General features: G+C 68.7%; 13 protein-coding genes. 11 read left to right on the forward strand and 2 right to left on the reverse strand.

The window, feature by feature from the left end; all coding sequences use genetic code 11:
* Positions 1 to 162: 162 nt before the first annotated feature.
* Positions 163 to 1380, forward strand: a complete 1218-nt coding sequence (locus MKK70_RS22530) for a PGN_0703 family putative restriction endonuclease (RefSeq protein ID WP_243950026.1) — start codon at positions 163 to 165, stop codon at positions 1378 to 1380.
* Positions 1381 to 1944: 564 nt separating this feature from the next.
* On the opposite strand, the gene MKK70_RS22535 is transcribed toward MKK70_RS22530, so the two are convergent.
* Positions 1945 to 2466 (reverse strand): MarR family winged helix-turn-helix transcriptional regulator, encoded by a 522-nt coding sequence (locus tag MKK70_RS22535; protein ID WP_243950028.1) that lies wholly within the window; start codon positions 2464 to 2466, stop codon positions 1945 to 1947.
* A 122-nt stretch (positions 2467 to 2588) separates the two neighbouring features.
* Between MKK70_RS22535 and MKK70_RS22540 the strand changes: the two genes are divergently transcribed.
* The 10 genes from MKK70_RS22540 (at position 2589) to MKK70_RS22585 (ending at position 13318) form a co-directional block, all read left to right on the forward strand.
* On the forward strand, positions 2589 to 3863 hold the full coding sequence (locus MKK70_RS22540) for an amidohydrolase/deacetylase family metallohydrolase (RefSeq protein ID WP_243950030.1): 1275 nt from the start codon (positions 2589 to 2591) through the stop codon (positions 3861 to 3863).
* A gap of 65 nt (positions 3864 to 3928) precedes the next feature.
* Positions 3929 to 6232, forward strand: coding sequence for a xanthine dehydrogenase family protein molybdopterin-binding subunit (locus MKK70_RS22545; RefSeq protein WP_243950052.1), 2304 nt, complete (start codon positions 3929 to 3931; stop codon positions 6230 to 6232).
* Positions 6229 to 7095, forward strand: a complete 867-nt coding sequence (locus tag MKK70_RS22550) for an FAD binding domain-containing protein (protein WP_243950033.1) — start codon at positions 6229 to 6231, stop codon at positions 7093 to 7095. The genes MKK70_RS22545 and MKK70_RS22550 overlap by 4 nt, the downstream gene beginning before the upstream one ends.
* Positions 7092 to 8315, forward strand: coding sequence for a xanthine dehydrogenase family Fe-S subunit (locus MKK70_RS22555; protein ID WP_243950034.1), 1224 nt, complete (start codon positions 7092 to 7094; stop codon positions 8313 to 8315). The genes MKK70_RS22550 and MKK70_RS22555 overlap by 4 nt, the downstream gene beginning before the upstream one ends.
* Positions 8316 to 8352: 37 nt before the next feature.
* Positions 8353 to 9504: an ABC transporter substrate-binding protein gene (locus tag MKK70_RS22560; protein ID WP_243950036.1), complete on the forward strand. Its 1152-nt coding sequence runs from the start codon at positions 8353 to 8355 to the stop codon at positions 9502 to 9504.
* 73 nt (positions 9505 to 9577) lie between these two features.
* On the forward strand, positions 9578 to 10450 hold the full coding sequence (locus tag MKK70_RS22565) for a branched-chain amino acid ABC transporter permease (RefSeq protein WP_243950038.1): 873 nt from the start codon (positions 9578 to 9580) through the stop codon (positions 10448 to 10450).
* Positions 10447 to 11475 (forward strand): branched-chain amino acid ABC transporter permease, encoded by a 1029-nt coding sequence (locus tag MKK70_RS22570; protein WP_243950040.1) that lies wholly within the window; start codon positions 10447 to 10449, stop codon positions 11473 to 11475. Before MKK70_RS22565 ends, MKK70_RS22570 begins: the two co-directional genes overlap by 4 nt.
* Positions 11472 to 12296, forward strand: a complete 825-nt coding sequence (locus tag MKK70_RS22575; RefSeq protein WP_243950042.1) for an ABC transporter ATP-binding protein — start codon at positions 11472 to 11474, stop codon at positions 12294 to 12296. Before MKK70_RS22570 ends, MKK70_RS22575 begins: the two co-directional genes overlap by 4 nt.
* Positions 12289 to 12993 carry an ABC transporter ATP-binding protein gene (locus MKK70_RS22580; protein ID WP_243950044.1) on the forward strand — a complete coding sequence of 235 codons (705 nt, stop codon included), beginning with the start codon at positions 12289 to 12291 and terminating at the stop codon, positions 12991 to 12993. Before MKK70_RS22575 ends, MKK70_RS22580 begins: the two co-directional genes overlap by 8 nt.
* 13 nt (positions 12994 to 13006) lie before the next feature.
* A complete protein-coding gene (locus MKK70_RS22585; RefSeq protein WP_313899106.1) occupies positions 13007 to 13318 on the forward strand; it encodes a Rieske (2Fe-2S) protein in 312 nt (103 codons plus the stop codon).
* A 1295-nt stretch (positions 13319 to 14613) separates the two neighbouring features.
* Here the strand turns inward: MKK70_RS22585 and MKK70_RS22590 are convergent.
* The gene (locus MKK70_RS22590) at positions 14614 to 15525 is read right to left on the reverse strand and encodes a class I SAM-dependent methyltransferase (protein WP_243950046.1); all 912 of its coding nucleotides are present in this window, start codon (positions 15523 to 15525) and stop codon (positions 14614 to 14616) included.
* Positions 15526 to 15928: the final 403 nt, after the last annotated feature.

Here is a 15928-nt window from a genome sequence, read left to right on the forward strand (position 1 = left end):
GACCAGCGACTGCGCCTAAGCACCAGCCCGGCCACATCGGTGCGCACCGGCCGCCCGGCAGGAGGCCACGCCGCACCGTCCTCCTCTGTCGTTCATCCCGCTGTCCCTTCCGGGAACCCTGGTTCAGCCGCACCCCCGCGGCCGTGACCCAGGACCGCTCCGATGGACATCACCGCCCCCCTGCCGCCCGCCTCCGCCGACGACCCCACTTTTCTCGCGGCCGCCGCCTGCGCGCTCCTCGACCCAAGTGGCCTCGGCCCAATCGACTGCGTACCCCTCATTCCCGAGGCTGCCCGCCGCCGACACCGCGTCTTCGTCCCCGCCGACCACCGCTTCAAGGCTGCCGCCCGCTTCCTGCAGGCGCTCTGGCGCGAGGACCGTGGCCTGGCGATCGGCACCCACGTCGACCGCCGCGAACCGCACCGCCCCCGCCGCCTCGGCTCGCGCGTATCGACCGCGGCCGGTACGCTCGGCGCCAACTTCCTTCATCCGGACATCGTCCCGGTGGTCGCCCGCGCGCTGGCCTACCGCGAGCCTGGCGCGGCCTACGGCGTCGACCGGCTGAAGACCAACCTGCTGTCCTCGCAGCCGCTGGCCTTCAATCTGTTCGGCCTCCTCACCAGCAATCCGACGCTGGCGACGCGCTTCGTCAACGAGCTGCTGCCAGGGACCATGACCCACGTCACCGACATCCTGTTCGAGCATAGCCCTGGCCGCGGCGACCCACGCTTCACCGCCGATCGTACCGCCTACGATGTCGTCCTACGCGGCCGGGATGCGACCGGCGCACGGGTCCTTCTCTGCATCGAGATGAAATACAGTGAGGCAGGCAACGAGCCCGCGCCGCCGCCTCACCCGCGACACGCGGAGATCGCCCGCGCCACCCCCGGCCTGTTCGTGGACCCGGACGACCCGACCCTGACCGGCCCCGGCTGCCAGCAGCTTTACCGCCAGCACTGCCTCGCGAGCGCCATGCTCACGGCCGGTCTCGCGGACAAGGCGACGCTGGTTCTCATCGCCCCGACGCACAACCAACTCGCGCACGCGGCGGCGACAACGTACACGCGCCAGCTCACGGACCCGCAGGCCGGCCCAATCCCATTCGTCCCACTGGCCCTAGAGCATGCGTTCGCGGCCATAGCGACCGCCGGCCTCCCGAACCACGCTCGTGCCCTGCACTGCCGCTACACCGACTGGTGGCTCGTCGACGGCGAACTCGACCTAGCAGCGGCGTCCACTCCTGCCGCCAGCGCGGAGGCGACCGCCCCGCCTCCCGAACCTGACACGTTCGTTCACATCGCCACCCACGCCCCGGCACGAACGACGCAGCCGGGCCGAAGCCGTAAGCATACAGTGGCACCCCCCAACCGAGCGGCGTGACACAAGCCATAATACTCCTTCGGGGCCGGCCCGCGCGCGAGTGGAACCGGCCCCGAACCTCACCGGTCGGGACGCCACAGCGACAATTCACACTGCAGTGACGGTCTTTCGTTCCCCCACCCGACGACTGAACCCAGGTGCACCACCCGGGTGGGCACAACGACCGTTCGGCGCCGATCAGCCACAGGCTAAGTGTTTGAAACTTGGCACTCCTCGCCGGTAGGGTTCTGCCAAGAAACGGCCTCGCCGGCCACCAGCGACCTGTAGCTCGGCCCCCACGCATGCTGCCTCGCCCAGCGTATCTCCAGTCCCCACATACGAAGTGAAGCTACCGTATGGGGCGGGCCAGCGGTCTTCACGACCGGGGAGGCGCTCGCTTTCAAGGGGGAATGTTGCATCTCGCGCGCCCGGGTCGGCGTGACTCTGGACCTCTGACGGGCCCGCGATGGATCGACGGGGGGCGTTCGCCTCCGGCGGCCGCGTCGGTGCGGGGCGGTCGAGGTCAAAAATCCAAGAACAGGTCACGAAACAGTCGTAAGCTGCTCACGATGTGGGCGGCGTAGACTACCCGAGATCGAGGTGGCCCCGGCGATGGTCGTGGCCCGCCACGACGCGCCTCATGAGCCCGACGAGAACTTCCTGATCCTGTGCGCCGAGAGCTGAAATCGTTAGGTCATGGGCCTCGTGAGCGGCATGCTCCATAGCAGCGTGGAGCGCCCTACCCTCCGCGGTGATGCGACAGATCTGCGCCCGACGATCCGCCAGGGAGGTCGATCGGCTAACCAAACCTCGGGTCGCGAGCCGCTTCAACGCCCCGGTTGTGGTCGTCCGGTCGAGCGCGACCGCGTTGGCCAGCGTCGTCTGGTCGGCCTCGTCGAGGTCCCGCAGCAACGACAGCAGGCTGTATTGAAGCGGCGTGATCCGAAACGAGGCGCAGCGCTCGGAAAACAGGCTCACGTGGATCTGGTGAAGGCGCCGCGCGAGGAAACCGGGGCGCTCAGCCAGCGGCCAGGTGCGGGCGGCGCCAGCGTTGGTCTCCGTCTCCTCGCAGTCGGCGGCCATGTCGTCGGCGATCCTCTCGTCCATCGCAATTCACCCTTCGAACCAGTCTGGCACGCAGACTGCATACCGGCAACTACGAAGCATACTTCGCTTTTTGATGCACCAGAGCGTCCACGCGACGGGCGCTCCGATGATGAGGCAGTGCTATGGACGATCCCCGTTTTGATCTGCTCCTGCGCGGCGGACGCGTGATCTGCCCGACCTCCGGCATCGACGGCATCCGCGACGTGGCGATCCGCGACGGGCGCATCGCGGCGGTCGCCGAGTCCGTCGTCCCGTCGGCGGCGACAGAGGTGGTCGACGTATCCGGCAAGCTGGTGCTGCCGGGGATGATCGACACCCACGGCCACGTCTACCAGTATGTCACCGGCCGCTTCGGCTTGCCGCCCGACATGGTCGGCGTGCGCTCCGGCGTGACCACGGTGATCGACCAGGGCGGCCCGTCCTGCATGACACTGCCGGGCTTCCGCCACTTCGTCGCGGAGAAGGCCGAGACGCGGATCTACGCCTTCCTCTCCGCCTACCTAGTGGGCGGCCTCGAAGGGCATTTCTACCCGAACCTCTACAGCCCCGACGGCGTCGACATCGAGGCGACGGTCAAGTCGGCCACCGAGAACCGCGACCTCGTGCGCGGCATCAAGGGCCATGCCGAGATCGGGGGGTTCGCCCGCTGGGGCATCAAGGTCATGGAGATGGCCGCCGAGATCAGCCGCCGCTCCGACCTGCCGCTCTACGTGCATTTCGGTCAGCTCTGGGGCCTGCCCGAGAGCGGTGCCAACGGCGAGGACGCCAACACCATCATGGAGCGGGTGATCCCGCTTCTGCGCCCCGGCGACTTTCTCGCCCACCCCTTCACCCGGCATCCGGGCGGCTTCATCAACGAGGACGGCGTCGTCCACCCGATCATCCGCGCGGCGATGGATGCGGGCTTGCGGGTCGATGTCGGCCACGGCAGCCACTTCTCCTACCGGGTCGCCCGCGCCTCCCTGCCGGCGGGCGTGATGCCCTACACCCTCGGCGCCGACATGCACGGCTACAACACCGAGGTGCCGAAGCCCGCCGGCACCCCGGATGAGCACCACGACGACGAGAACCACCCCTTCCTCGGACAGGCACGCTTCAGCCTGACCCAGGCGATGAGCTCGATGATGGCGCTCGGCCTCTCCCTGGAGCAGGTCGTACCGATGGTGACCTCGCACCCGGCCGAGATGCTGGGGCTGTCCGATCGGATCGGCGCGCTGACACCGGGATTCACCGCCGACGTGTCGGTGCTCCACGACCATCGCGGCCGCTTTCTCCTGCGCGACAACGAGGACACGCAAGTCATCGCCCAGCGGCTGCTCCAGCCGGCCTTCTGCCTGCGCGCGGGCAAGCGCTTCGACGCCGATTCGCCGATCCTGCCGCAGGCGATCGCGGCGTGACGGCGCGACCGATCCTCGGCGAGGGCGTTGGCGCCCGCCTGCCGCGCAAGGAGGACGACCGCCTGATGCGCGGGCGCGGCCAGTATGTCGGCGACATCCGCATGCCGAAGATGCAGGACGTAGCCTTCGTGCGCAGTCCCCTGGCGCATGCCCGCATCCGGGCGATCCACGTGCCGGAGGCCTATCGCGACCGGGTGTTCACCGCGGCCGATCTCGACGGCGTGCAGCCGATCCGCGCGGTATCGGGCCTGCCGGGCTTCAAAGTCTCGGAGCAGCCGGTGCTGGCCGTGGGCAAGGTGCGGCAGGTCGGCGAACTGCTGGCGTTCTGCGTCGCGCCGACGCGGGCCGAGGCCGAGGACATCGCCGCCTCGATCGTCCTCGACCTGGAGGAGCTTCCGGCCGTCCACGACATGCTCGCCGCCCGCGAACCGGGTTCGGCCCTCGTCCACGAGCACTGGGGCGACAACGTCTTCCTGGAGACGCAGGTCGACGTGAACTTCGCCGACGCGCTCGATGCGCCGATCCAGGTCTCGCGCACGATCTCCACCGCCCGCCAGTGCATGGCGCCGATCGAGGGGCGCGGCGCCGTGGTGCATCTCGATCACCGCATGGACCAGCTCGTCGTTCACTCCGCCAGCCAAATGCCGCACATCGTGCGCAACGGCCTCAGCGAGTGCCTCGGGATCGAGCAGGGCCGCATCCGCATCGTCGCGCCCGATGTCGGCGGCGGCTTCGGCTACAAGGGCATTCTGCTCGCCGAGGAGATCTGCCTCGCATGGCTCGCCCTGCGCTGCGGCCACCCGGTGCGCTGGCTGGAGGACCGGCGCGAGCACCTCACCGCCAACGCCAATTGCCGCGAGCACCATTACCGCATCACCGCCTATGCCGACCGCGACGGAACGCTTCGCGGCATCGACTGCGAGGCCACCGTCGATTCCGGCGCCTACTCCGCCTATCCGTTCTCGGCCTGCCTGGAGGCGGCGCAGGTCGCGAGCATCCTGCCCGGCCCCTACGACTTCCCGAGCTACCGCTGTCGCACGTGGTCGGTGGCGACGAACAAGTGCCCGATCCTGCCCTATCGCGGGGTGGCGCGCACCGGCGTCTGCTTCGCGCTGGAACTCGTCCTTGACGCGGTGGCCCGCGAAGCCGGCATCGAGCCGTGGGTGGTGCGCGCGAAGAACCTGGTGCGGCCCGAGCAGATGCCGTTCGACAACATCACGAACAAGCACTTCGACAGCGGCGACTATCCGCAGGCGCTCGCCCGCGCGCTCGACGCCGTCGATCTGCCGGCCCTGCGCGCCCGGCAGGCCGCGGGCGAGCCGGACGGTCGCCGGGTTGGCCTCGGCCTGTCGATCTACTGCGAGCAGGCGGCGCACGGCACCTCGGTCTATTCCGGCTGGGGCATCCCGATGGTGCCGGGCCACGAACAGGCCGGCGCCCGCCTGACCCCGGACGGGGGCCTCGAACTGCGCATCGGCGCCCATTCCCACGGCCAGGGCCTTGAGACGACGCTCGCCCAGGTCGCCCACGAGATCCTCGGCGTGCCCGTCGCACGAACCCATCTCGTCCACGGCGACACCGCGATGACGCCCTATTCCACCGGCTCCTGGGGCTCGCGGGTGATGGTGATGGCCGGTGGCGCGGTGGCCACCGCCTGCCGGGAACTGGCCGACCGGGCGCTCGCAATCGGCGCGCACCTGCTCCAGGCCGAGATTTCGGAGTGTCGGTTCGCGGCCGGACGCGTGGTCGGCCCGACGGGCGACGTGTCGCTCGAAGAGATCGCCCGCACCTGGTACCGGCGGCCGCAGGATCTCGCGCCCGACGTGAACCCGGGCGGCCTCGAGGTCACCGCCGGCTACAAGCCGCAGCGCGATTCCGGCACCTTCTCCTACGCCGCGCACGCGGTGGTGGTCGCCGTCGATCCAGACCTCGGCGCGGTCGAGATCCTGGACTACGTCATCATCGAGGATGGCGGCGTGCTGGTGAACCCGCTGGTGGTCGACGGCCAGATCTGCGGCGGGCTCGCGCAAGGCATCGGCACAGCGCTCTACGAGGAGATGGCCTTCGACGACCGCGGTCAGCCCCTCGCCTCGACCTTCGCGGACTATCTCCTGCCCGGCGCCGCCGAGGTGCCCGATCCCCGGATCGACCACATGGAGACGCCCTCCCCCTACACGCAATTCGGCGTGAAAGGCATCGGCGAGGGCGGCGCCATCGCGCCGCCTGCGGCACTCGCCAACGCGATCAACGATGCGCTCGGGCCGCTGGGCGTCGAGATGCTGCGGTCGCCGATGAGCCAGCGCCGCATCGTCGAAGCCGTGCTCGCCGCCCGCCATCGGACGGCCATCGGCGCGAGGGCCGCCGCATGAAGGCCGCCCGCTTCGCCTACGAGCGCCCCGCCGACCTCGCTTCGCTCCTCGATCGGCTTGCCGAGGCCGACGGCGCGGTCAAGCTGATCGCCGGCGGCCAGTCGCTCGGGCCGATGCTGAACCTGCGGCTCGTCGAGCCCGACCGGGTCGTCGACGTGACCGGCGTCCCCGAGTTGCGGCAGGCGAGCCTCGACGGCACGACACTGGTGCTCGGCGCCTGCGTCACGCATGCCGACATCGAGGACGGCCGGGTGCCGGACGTGACCGGCGGTGCCATGGCGCGCGTCGCCTCGGCCATCGCCTACCGTCCCGTGCGCAACCGCGGCACCCTCGGCGGCAGCCTCGTCCACGCCGACCCCGCCGCCGACTGGGTCACGACGCTGATCGCGCTTCGGGCCGAGGTCGAGCTGGCCTCGCGATCCGGGCGCCGCCGCCTCGCCCTCGACGCCTTCGTCCGCGGCGCCCTCGACGTCGCTCTGGAGCCCGGCGAGATGCTGGTCGCCGTGCGGATCCCCGCGGTCCCGCAAGACCTCGCCTGGGGCTACGTCAAGCACTGCTCAAAGATCGGCGAGTTCGCCCACGCCATCGGTGCCGTTCTGATCGACCATCAAGCTGGGCATGGACGGGTCGTGATCGGCGCGATCGAGCGGGCGCCGCTCCTGTTAGCCGACGCCCGCCCGCTCTTCGGCGGCCGCATCGGCGCGGATTTCGCGGAGCGCTTCGACGCGCGGGCGGCCGACGCCGCCTTGAGGGAGGCGGGCATGGACGCCGCGATCGACCGCCACGTCCACGTCACCGTGCTCGCCCGCGCCGTCGCGCAGGCGGCGCGTCCCGCACCGGTACACCTGACGGAGGCTGCATGAGCACGGCGGCGCTTGCCCGCGACGACCGGATGCCGCTGACGCTCACGGTGAACGGCCGTGCCGTCCGCACCGAGGCCGAGCCGCGCACGCATCTGGCCGACCTGCTGCGCGATACCCTCGACCTGACCGGAACCCATCTCGGCTGCGAGCACGGCGTCTGCGGCGCCTGCACAGTGCTGCTCGACGGCGAGCCGGCCCGCGCCTGCCTGACCCTCGGCGGCGCCTGCGAAGGCAGCGTCGTCACCACGATCGAGGGCCTCGACGACGATCCTATCGCCGGCGAACTGCGCGCTGCGTTCAACCGCGAACACGCGCTCCAGTGCGGCTACTGCACCCCCGGCATGCTGGTCGCCGCCCGCGACCTCGTCATCCGCCTGCCCGAGGCCGATGAGCGGCGCATCCGCGCCGGGCTTTCGGGCAACCTGTGCCGCTGCACGGGCTACGCCGGCATCGTCCGGGCGGTGCGTGGCGTCATCGCGGAGCGCCGTGCACGAGGCATTCCCGCCGCCGCGCATGGCGGCGCGGAGGCCCTGCGCGCGCTCGGGCCTGTCGGCGCCAGGGCCGGGACGACCTCCGCCGGAGGCGCGACGGCGCCAGCCGCCCGCCCACCGGTCGCGGCACCCGCCGCAATCCTCGACATCGCGGACGACTTCGAGCCCGCCCACGCCTTCGAGCAAGCCTTCGCCGTCGCCCATTCCCCGGAGGCGGTGTTCGCAGTGTTCGGGGATCTGGCGGCCGTCGCCGCTTGCCTGCCAGGCGCCATGCTGACAGGCACGCCGCGGCCGGATGCGGTGGAGGGCGCGCTCCAAGTGCGGATCGGGCCGATCACGGCGCGCTTCGCGGGTCGGGCGCGGATCTGGCGCGACGCGCACGCCCGCAGCGGCCGAATCCTGGGGGCGGGAAGCGACGCGAGCGGACGCTCCGCCACGGAGGGCGAGATCCGGTATCGGGTCGAACCCGGGGAGGGACCCGGCACGGCGCGAGTGGTGCTCGCGGTCGGCTACACCTTGAAGGGGCCGCTGGCGCAGTTTGGCCGCCCCGGGCTCGTTCGCGACCTCGCGGGGCGGCTCACGGCCGAATTCGCGCGCAACCTAGAGGCCCGGCTGTCCGGCGCGGCGCCCGCACCGCCGGCCGACCTCCATCCGATCCGCCTGATCCTCGGCCTGCTGCTCGATCCGCTGCGCCGGCGGTTCGCCGCGTGGCGCGGGCCGCGGCCCTGACCTTCGCCCATCGCCTCACGACGCCCCGGAGACCGACATGACCCGCAAGACCCTCGCCCCCGCCCTGGCCCTGTCGCTGGTTCTCGCATCGAGCACGGCTTACGCGCAGGCGATCCGCATCGGCGTCAACGAGCCGCTCACCGGAGCGTTCGCGGCGTCCGGCACCTACGTGGTCAACGGCGCGAAGATCGCCGCCGACGAGATCAACGCCAAGGGCGGCGTGCTCGGGCGCAAGATCGAACTCGTGATCGAGGACAACAAGAGCAACCCCACCGAGGCCGCGGCGGTGGCCGAGAAGCTGATCACCAGCGACAAGACCCCGGTGCTGATGGGCGCTTGGGGCTCCAGCCTGACGCTGGCCGTGATGCCCAAGCTCGCCGACTACGAGACGGCGATGCTGGTAGAAACCTCTTCGTCCGGCAAGATCACCACGTCCGGCAACCCGTACGTCTTTCGCATCTCGCCGCCCTCGTCCCTGGAGGCCGAGACCTTCGCGCCGATGGTCGCCAAGCTCGGGCTGAAGAAGGTCGACTTCCTCATCCTGAACAACGATTTCGGCCGTGGAGCCGCGGCCGACTTCGGCACGATGCTCAAGGGCAAGGGCGTCGCCGTCGGCCTCGTCGAGACCATGGACCAGGGCGCGCAGGACATGAGCGCCCAGCTCTCGAAGCTGAAGGCCTCCGACAGCGATACCATCATGATAACCAGCGCCGTCGACCAGCTGGTGCTCATCTTCAAGCAGATGGCCGCGCTCGGCCTCAAGAAGCGGATCATCACCACCGGTGGCTCGCAGAACCCGGACCAGATCATCGCCCAGGCCGGCAGCGCCGCCGACGGCACGATGCACCTGACGACCTTCCTTCCCTGGTTCCCCGAGAAGACCCCGAACCCGCAAGCCACGGCCTACTTCATCGGCGAATGGAACAAGCGCGGCTTCCAGTTCGCCGGCGTCACCGAGAGCTTCCGTGGGTACGACGGCATCCGAGCGATCGCGCAGGCGATCGAGAAGGCGGGCTCCGCCGAGCCCGCCGCGATCACCAAGGCGTTCTGGTCGGTCGACTTCACCGGGCTCAACGGCCCGATCCGCTTCGCCAAGGCCGGCCCCGCCGGCAAGGAGAGCGGCCAGAGCAAGCCCGACGTCTACCTGATCGAGATCCGGGATGGGAAAGTCGCGGTTCCGACCCTCTGACTCCGCCAGCCCGATTGATCCCGGCCGGCACCGATTCCGGCCGGGCCCGCCCGCGACGGACAGGGACTGCCCGATGGCCGAATTCTACCAGCATCTCCTCAACACCCTGGTCCTCGGGGGCACCTATGCGCTCCTCGGGATCGGGCTGACGCTGATCTTCGGGATCATGAACGTCGTGAACTTCACCCACGGGGCGCTCTACACGGTGGGGGCCTACCTCACCTACCTCGCGGTGGCTGCGCTTGGACTGAACTTCTTCCTGGCGCTGCCGGCGGCGATCCTCGGGGGCCTCGTCCTCGGGGCCACGATCGAGCTCGTGCTGCTGCGGCCGTTGCGCGGCTCCGACATCGACACGACCATGCTGGTGATGATCGGGGCCGGCATCGTGCTGCAATCGGGAACGCTCTGGCTGTTCGGCGGCGTCGCCAAGGCGATCCCGACGCCGTTTCCGGAGGCGCCGCTTCAGATCGGGCCGGTTTCCGTTTCGTGGCTCCGCCTGTTCGTCCTCGGCGCGGCGCTGGCCCTGATCGTGCTCACCTACGTTCTGATCAACCGCACCCGGCTCGGGCTCGCCATGCGGGCGGCCTTCCAGGACCACGACACCGCCGCCCTGATGGGCGTCAACGTGCGACTGATCTACACCGCGACCTTCGCCATCGGGTCGAGCCTCGCCGCCGCGGCGGGCGCGCTCCTAGGCCCCGTCTACGTGGTGTTCCCGCAGATGGGCGGGATGGCCGAGCTGAAGGCCTTCGCCATCGTCATCCTCGGCGGGCTCGGCAACATCACCGGCGCCGCGATCGGCGGCTTCATCCTGGCGCTCGCCGAGGAACTCGGCGCCGGCTACATCTCCTCGGGCTACCGCGACGCGATGGGCTTCCTGATCATCATCGCGGTGCTGGTGTTCAAGCCGACCGGGCTGTTCGCCAAGGCGGAGCGCATCGGATGACCCGGCTCGCTCCCCTCGCCATCCTCGCGGGCCTTGGCCTGCTGCCGCTGGTACTCGGCACCAACCCGTATCTCCTCAACGCGCTGATCACGACCGGCATCTTAATCATCGCCGCAATGAGCCTGAACCTGCTGCTCGGCTTCACCGGGCAACTCAGCCTCGGGCACATCGCGTTCTTCGGCATCGGCGCCTACGTCAGCGCCCTCACGAGCCTCGGCTTCGACGTCGATCTCGGCTTCGGCCTGCGCGTCGTGCACGAGCCCTGGCCGGCGGCGATCGGCTTTCCCCTGGCGATCCTTGCAGCGGGCGCGTGCGGCTGGCTCGTCGGTCGGCTGTCGTTCCGGGTGCGCGGCGCCTACTTCGTCATCGTCACGATCTCGTTCGCCGAAGTCGTGCGGCTCGTGGCGCTGAACTGGGTGGAACTGACTCAGGGGCCGCTCGCGCTCACCGGCATCCCGGCCTTCACCCTCGGCCTGCCGGGGCTCGGCACCTGGACCCTGAAGACCAAGCTGCAGAACTACTACCTCGTCCTCGCGGTCGGTACGCTCTGTTACCTGATCGTCGCCCGCCTCGTCGGCTCGCGCTTCGGTCGGGCGATGCGCGGACTCAAGGAGAACGAGTCGCTCGCGCTCTCGGTCGGCATCGACGCGACCCGCACGCTCACCATCGCCGCGGTGATCTCAGCGGGAATGGCGGGCGCCGCCGGCAGCCTCTACGCGCACTATCTGCGCATCATCGACCCGGACGTGTTCCAGTTCTCCACCACCGTGACGATGGTGATCATGGTGGTCGGCGGCGGCAAGGGCACCTTGCTCGGGCCGATCATTGGTGGGGTGATCTTCGGGATGCTGCCGGTGGCGCTCCGCCCCGTGATGGCGCCGGAAGCGCAGTGGATGGTCTACGGCCTCGTCCTGATCGCGATCCTGTTCATGGTGCCGAAGGGCATCGTGCCGGGCCTGGCCGGCCTCGTCCGACGGCGCTCGGCGCCGGCCCCCGCCCCGCTCGCGGCCGAGGTGCACCCATGAGCGCGCCGCTTCTGGCGACCGACCATGTCGGGGTGCGCTTCGGCGGCCTCGTGGCCATCGCCGACCTGCATTTCGACGTCCATCCGGGCGAGATCGTCAGTCTGATCGGCCCGAACGGGGCCGGGAAGACCACCGCCTTCAATGTGATGACCGGCTTCCTGAAGCCGAGCCGTGGGCAGGTGCGCTTCCGCGGCATCCCGCTCGGCGGCCTCCAGCCCCACGAGATCGTCCGGCTCGGGCTCGCGCGCACCTTCCAGCGCACCAGCGTGTTTCCCGACGACACCGTGTTCGACAATGTGATGATCGGCCTGCACCGACGTGGCTCGTCCGCGGACCGTCCGAGCCTGCTCGACACCCTCCTCGGGCGCGACGGCGCCACTGAGCGGGCCTCGCGGGGCCGGGCGCTCGCACTGCTCGACCGGGTCGGTCTCGCCGCCCGCGCGAATGAGAAGGCGGGCGCGCTCGCCTATGGCGAGCAACGCCTCGTCGGCGTGGCGCTTGCGCTGGCCAGCGATCCGACGATGCTTCTCCTCGACGAGCCGGTCTCGGGCATGAACGCCTCCGAGACCCAGGTCTTCGTCCGCCTGATCCGCGCGATCCGCGACGACGGCGTCACGATCCTGCTGGTGGAGCACGACATGCCGATGGTCATGGCGGTCTCCGACCGCATCGCCGTGCTGAACCACGGACGCCTGATCGCGCAGGGGCCGCCGGCGGCGATCCGCACCGATCCGGCGGTGATCGAGGCCTATCTCGGCCAGGGCAGCGCGGCCCGAGAGGCCGCCCACCGAGCCGCCGCACGGGAGACGAGCGATGCTTGAGATCCGCGACCTCGTCTGCGGCTACGGACACGTGACGGCGCTGAAAGGTCTCACGATCGAGGTCCGGGCCGGGCAGCTCGTGGCGCTGGTTGGCGCCAACGGGGCCGGCAAGTCGACGATGTTGCGTGCCATCTCGGGCCTCGTCCCCGCCCGCTCGGGTTCGATCCGCCTGGAGGGCTGCGACATCACCGGAGCCGACCCGCGCCGCGTGCTCGGCCACGGCATCGCCCATTGCCCCGAGGGGCGCCGGGTCTTCCCCCAGATGAGCGTCGCCGAGAACCTCGCGATGGGGGCCTATCTCCGGCGCGACAAGGCCGGCATCGCCGCCGACCTCGCCCGGATCTACGGCGAGTTCCCGCGTCTCGCCGAGCGCCGGGCGCAGGCGGCCGGAACGCTTTCGGGGGGCGAGCAGCAGATGCTGGCGATCGGCCGGGCGCTGATGGCGCGGCCCAAGCTCGTCCTGTTCGACGAGCCGTCCCTGGGGCTCGCCCCCAACATCGTCGAGCGGATGTTCTCGGTGATCCGCGCGATCTGCGATGCCGGGACGACGGTCCTGCTCGTAGAGCAGAACGCCTTTGCCGCGCTCGAACTCTGCGACTACGCCTACTTGTTGGAGACCGGCCGCATCGTCCTGGCGGGCAAGGGCGCCGACCTGATCGCCGACCCGCACGTTCGCGACGCTTACCTTGGCGGCTGACCCGAGGCGGCGCGTGCGGACGCACCTCGGACCGCTCGACATCCGCGACGGCCCCGCGCCGACGCCGATCCTGGTAGGAGGCCAACACCTGATCCTCATGCGGGACGGCGCAAGGCTCGTCGCGGCGGAGCGGGCTTGCCCTCACGAAGGCGCTGACCTGTCGCTTGGACGCTGCGCGGCGGGCCGGATCCATTGTCCGAGGCACCAGGCCTCCTTCGACCTCACGTCAGGAGCGGTCTCGCTGGGCTGGTCCTTCCGTGCGCTTCGCCTCTACCACGTGGACCAAGCGCTCGGCGGACTCTGGATCACGATAGACTCAGCTTAAAGCGACTCTGGCCGGTAAGAGCCTCTGTCGTTTAGGGGGGGCATAAGTGGCCCGCACACGCTCCACCCCGACCACCCCGCCCGCTTCGCGAGCATCGCTGATGCGCGATGACCCTCGCGTACTCGGCCACTCCGCCGCGCACGGTTCGCTCGCCGGGGACGAACTCCCCACGCTGCACCCCGTGGTCCTCGAAAACCTTTATTCGAGCCATCTTCATGCTCCGCTCAGGGGCGAAACGATGCCGCCATTCTTGCTTGCCCCTGCTCCACCCCGCTGCTACACATCCTGTGGCGGCAGCGAAGCTAACCGTCTGTATTGGCTTAGCTTTTTGTATGGCTTTTTAGAGGGTCCGTATCCAGGTCCCCCAGCCAATGAATTTTCAACGACTTAGCTTCAACGACGAGCGCTTACGGCGGCAGGTTTGACTTTTCTTCGGAACGGTCTTCCCCGTGCAGATCGCCGATCACGCGTGCGTTCGACCGTTTCATGTCGGTGGTACGTCGGCGTCGCGTAGGCCGTGCGTTGGCCCAAGATATCGGCGATCTCCCGATCCGTATTTCCCGAGCTCGCACAGGTCGGTCGCGACGCTGTGGCGTAGGCTGTGCGCCGTCAGCTCCGGGCGCACCTGTCCTGCCTCTCCCGGCCGGGCGCGCAGCTTGCGCCAGGACGCGTTCCACCCGCCATCGGTCCACGGCGTGCCTTCCGGGCGTGACGAGCAGATGCGTTCGGCTCGGCGGGCGCTTGTTCGAGGATTGTGGCCAGCGGTGCCGGGCACGGCACGCAGACCTCGGCATCCCCCTTCCCCGTCCCGAGGGCGATCATGCCGTCCTGATAAGCGGCGGCCGGCATCGCACGCACGTCTCCAAGACGGCCCCCAAGGTGCCGCGTGAAAGCCAGCGGTGCCTTCCGCTGGATAGGCGCCGCGGCCAGCCCTGCCTCGCGCTCCGCCACCGACCAGAGCCGGTTCCGATGCCCCTCCCCTGTCGCCTTGCGGATCTTCTCGACGCGTAGCGCCACGTTGGTCTCGGTCGTGGACCCATCAGCTCATCGCCACATTCGAATGGCCACGGGTTTGATGGTGGCGAGGACGGTTTGGGCCGCAGGAACTCCGGAGTCGTGCGATATTCCTGGATGAGGTGGCCGAGCGCGTGCCGGACGGCCGCCTTCGATTTCCACGCTCGATCCGGGCGCTGAACCTCGACCGCGAAGGCAGCGGTGCCGAATTCGGAAGGCCGGCCTTCTGACAAGACGTCGATCCTCCACGCACCCGATGATTTGTGCGAAGCTTCCGTCGATCATCGCGGGAGCGTGGCTGCAAAACGAGACATGAACCGCTGCCGAAGCTTGGCGGCCATCGATTTTGGCGTTGGCAATTCATGATGGAGAGCCATGTCAAGATCAAATGGCATTGCCGGCTGAGACCCGACTCCAGTCTTTTGCATCGTTACATAAAATTCATGGGATTTTTTCAACGTTGGCAGTATGTCGATGATATTAAATTCTACCAATCCCATAGATATCAACTCTTGAAATATTTTTATGAAGCTGTAAGGAGTATATACCGTGCAGTGAACATCGTGATAGCTGTTGTTTAACGAAACATCTTTCGCAACGTTTAAGGCGTTGCCAAGTTGTCCATCGAACATATCATCGGGCTCCCGCCCATGCCCGGCCCAAATCGCATTCGGATCGACATTCACGGTACGTGCAACGTGCTCGAACACCTGTGCCGGACTGGCGATGCGCGCGCCAGCGAGGTAGTGCGCGACCAGGTCTCCTGTCGTCGAGGTCGTGCGGCGAAAATCGAAGGTGAACCTTTTGTCGGGGACAACGAGAAACAAGATGCCGTCGGCTTTCAAGGCGCTTGCTAGGCCCTGGACCCAGCGAATTGGATCAGGCAGATGCTCAATCACGTGGCTGGCGACGATGTAATCCACCGGTCCTCTCTGACCGAGGGCCTCGGCGAGATCTTGGTGCTCCAGCACAAGATCGACATCCACGATGCGATCGGCGTCGGGGCGCATCACATCATGAGCCGCATATTTTGCTTGCAGATGTTCCGTGGATAGATGATCGGCGTAGAGCACATCACCATCGCTGCGTAAGATGATCGGCCGATTCAGGGGGCCAAGCTCGACTCCCAACTTGCCTTTCGGGCGCACGGACTTGAGTGCCTGCTCTCGCCTGAAACGTACGATCTTATCCATCTTAGCAATCCGACCGTGCCTGCCCCCATTCGGCGGCCCGGCTTCGAAGTTAGTGCATTGTCGGGCGCGTGACGATGGCGGGGTGGGCGAGCGGCGGCGAGCTGCTCGGTTCCGTCGGCCAGATGACGGCCTCCAGCGCAGGCGTCGGGTAGCCGAGTGACGAGCGTGGACGGATGATGTCGGCGTGCCTCCGCCAATGCTCGATTCCGACGCTGACTTCCCTGAGGATGGAGATCACCTCGCCGTTCAGGTGTTCGTCGCGGAGGGTCGTGTCCCTTGGCGTGGTGTAGCTCGGTGAGGACCACCACGATCACCGGCTTGGGCCGGGACGATCAGGCTGCCAGAGTGGGCAGGCTGACCAGGGGATCATCGCCGATCGGGGCGATGCTTTCCAGGGTCATGT

This window comes from Methylobacterium sp. E-041 (assembly GCF_022829665.1).
GTDB lineage: Bacteria > Pseudomonadota > Alphaproteobacteria > Rhizobiales > Beijerinckiaceae > Methylobacterium.

Bases quoted from the DNA above. Each gene is read 5' to 3' on its own strand.
- MKK70_RS22565 (WP_243950038.1), top strand. From the start codon at position 9,578: ATGGCCGAATTCTACCAGCATCTCCTCAACACCCTGGTCCTCGGGGGC.
- MKK70_RS22550 (WP_243950033.1), top strand. From the start codon at position 6,229: ATGAAGGCCGCCCGCTTCGCCTACGAGCGCCCCGCCGACCTCGCTTCG.
- MKK70_RS22575 (WP_243950042.1), top strand. From the start codon at position 11,472: ATGAGCGCGCCGCTTCTGGCGACCGACCATGTCGGGGTGCGCTTCGGC.
- MKK70_RS22570 (WP_243950040.1), top strand. From the start codon at position 10,447: ATGACCCGGCTCGCTCCCCTCGCCATCCTCGCGGGCCTTGGCCTGCTG.
- MKK70_RS22530 (WP_243950026.1), top strand. From the start codon at position 163: ATGGACATCACCGCCCCCCTGCCGCCCGCCTCCGCCGACGACCCCACT.
- MKK70_RS22560 (WP_243950036.1), top strand. From the start codon at position 8,353: ATGACCCGCAAGACCCTCGCCCCCGCCCTGGCCCTGTCGCTGGTTCTC.
- MKK70_RS22580 (WP_243950044.1), top strand. From the start codon at position 12,289: ATGCTTGAGATCCGCGACCTCGTCTGCGGCTACGGACACGTGACGGCG.
- MKK70_RS22555 (WP_243950034.1), top strand. From the start codon at position 7,092: ATGAGCACGGCGGCGCTTGCCCGCGACGACCGGATGCCGCTGACGCTC.
- MKK70_RS22535 (WP_243950028.1), bottom strand. From the start codon at position 2,466: ATGGACGAGAGGATCGCCGACGACATGGCCGCCGACTGCGAGGAGACG.
- MKK70_RS22590 (WP_243950046.1), bottom strand. From the start codon at position 15,525: ATGGATAAGATCGTACGTTTCAGGCGAGAGCAGGCACTCAAGTCCGTG.
- MKK70_RS22540 (WP_243950030.1), top strand. From the start codon at position 2,589: ATGGACGATCCCCGTTTTGATCTGCTCCTGCGCGGCGGACGCGTGATC.
- MKK70_RS22545 (WP_243950052.1), top strand. From the start codon at position 3,929: ATGCGCGGGCGCGGCCAGTATGTCGGCGACATCCGCATGCCGAAGATG.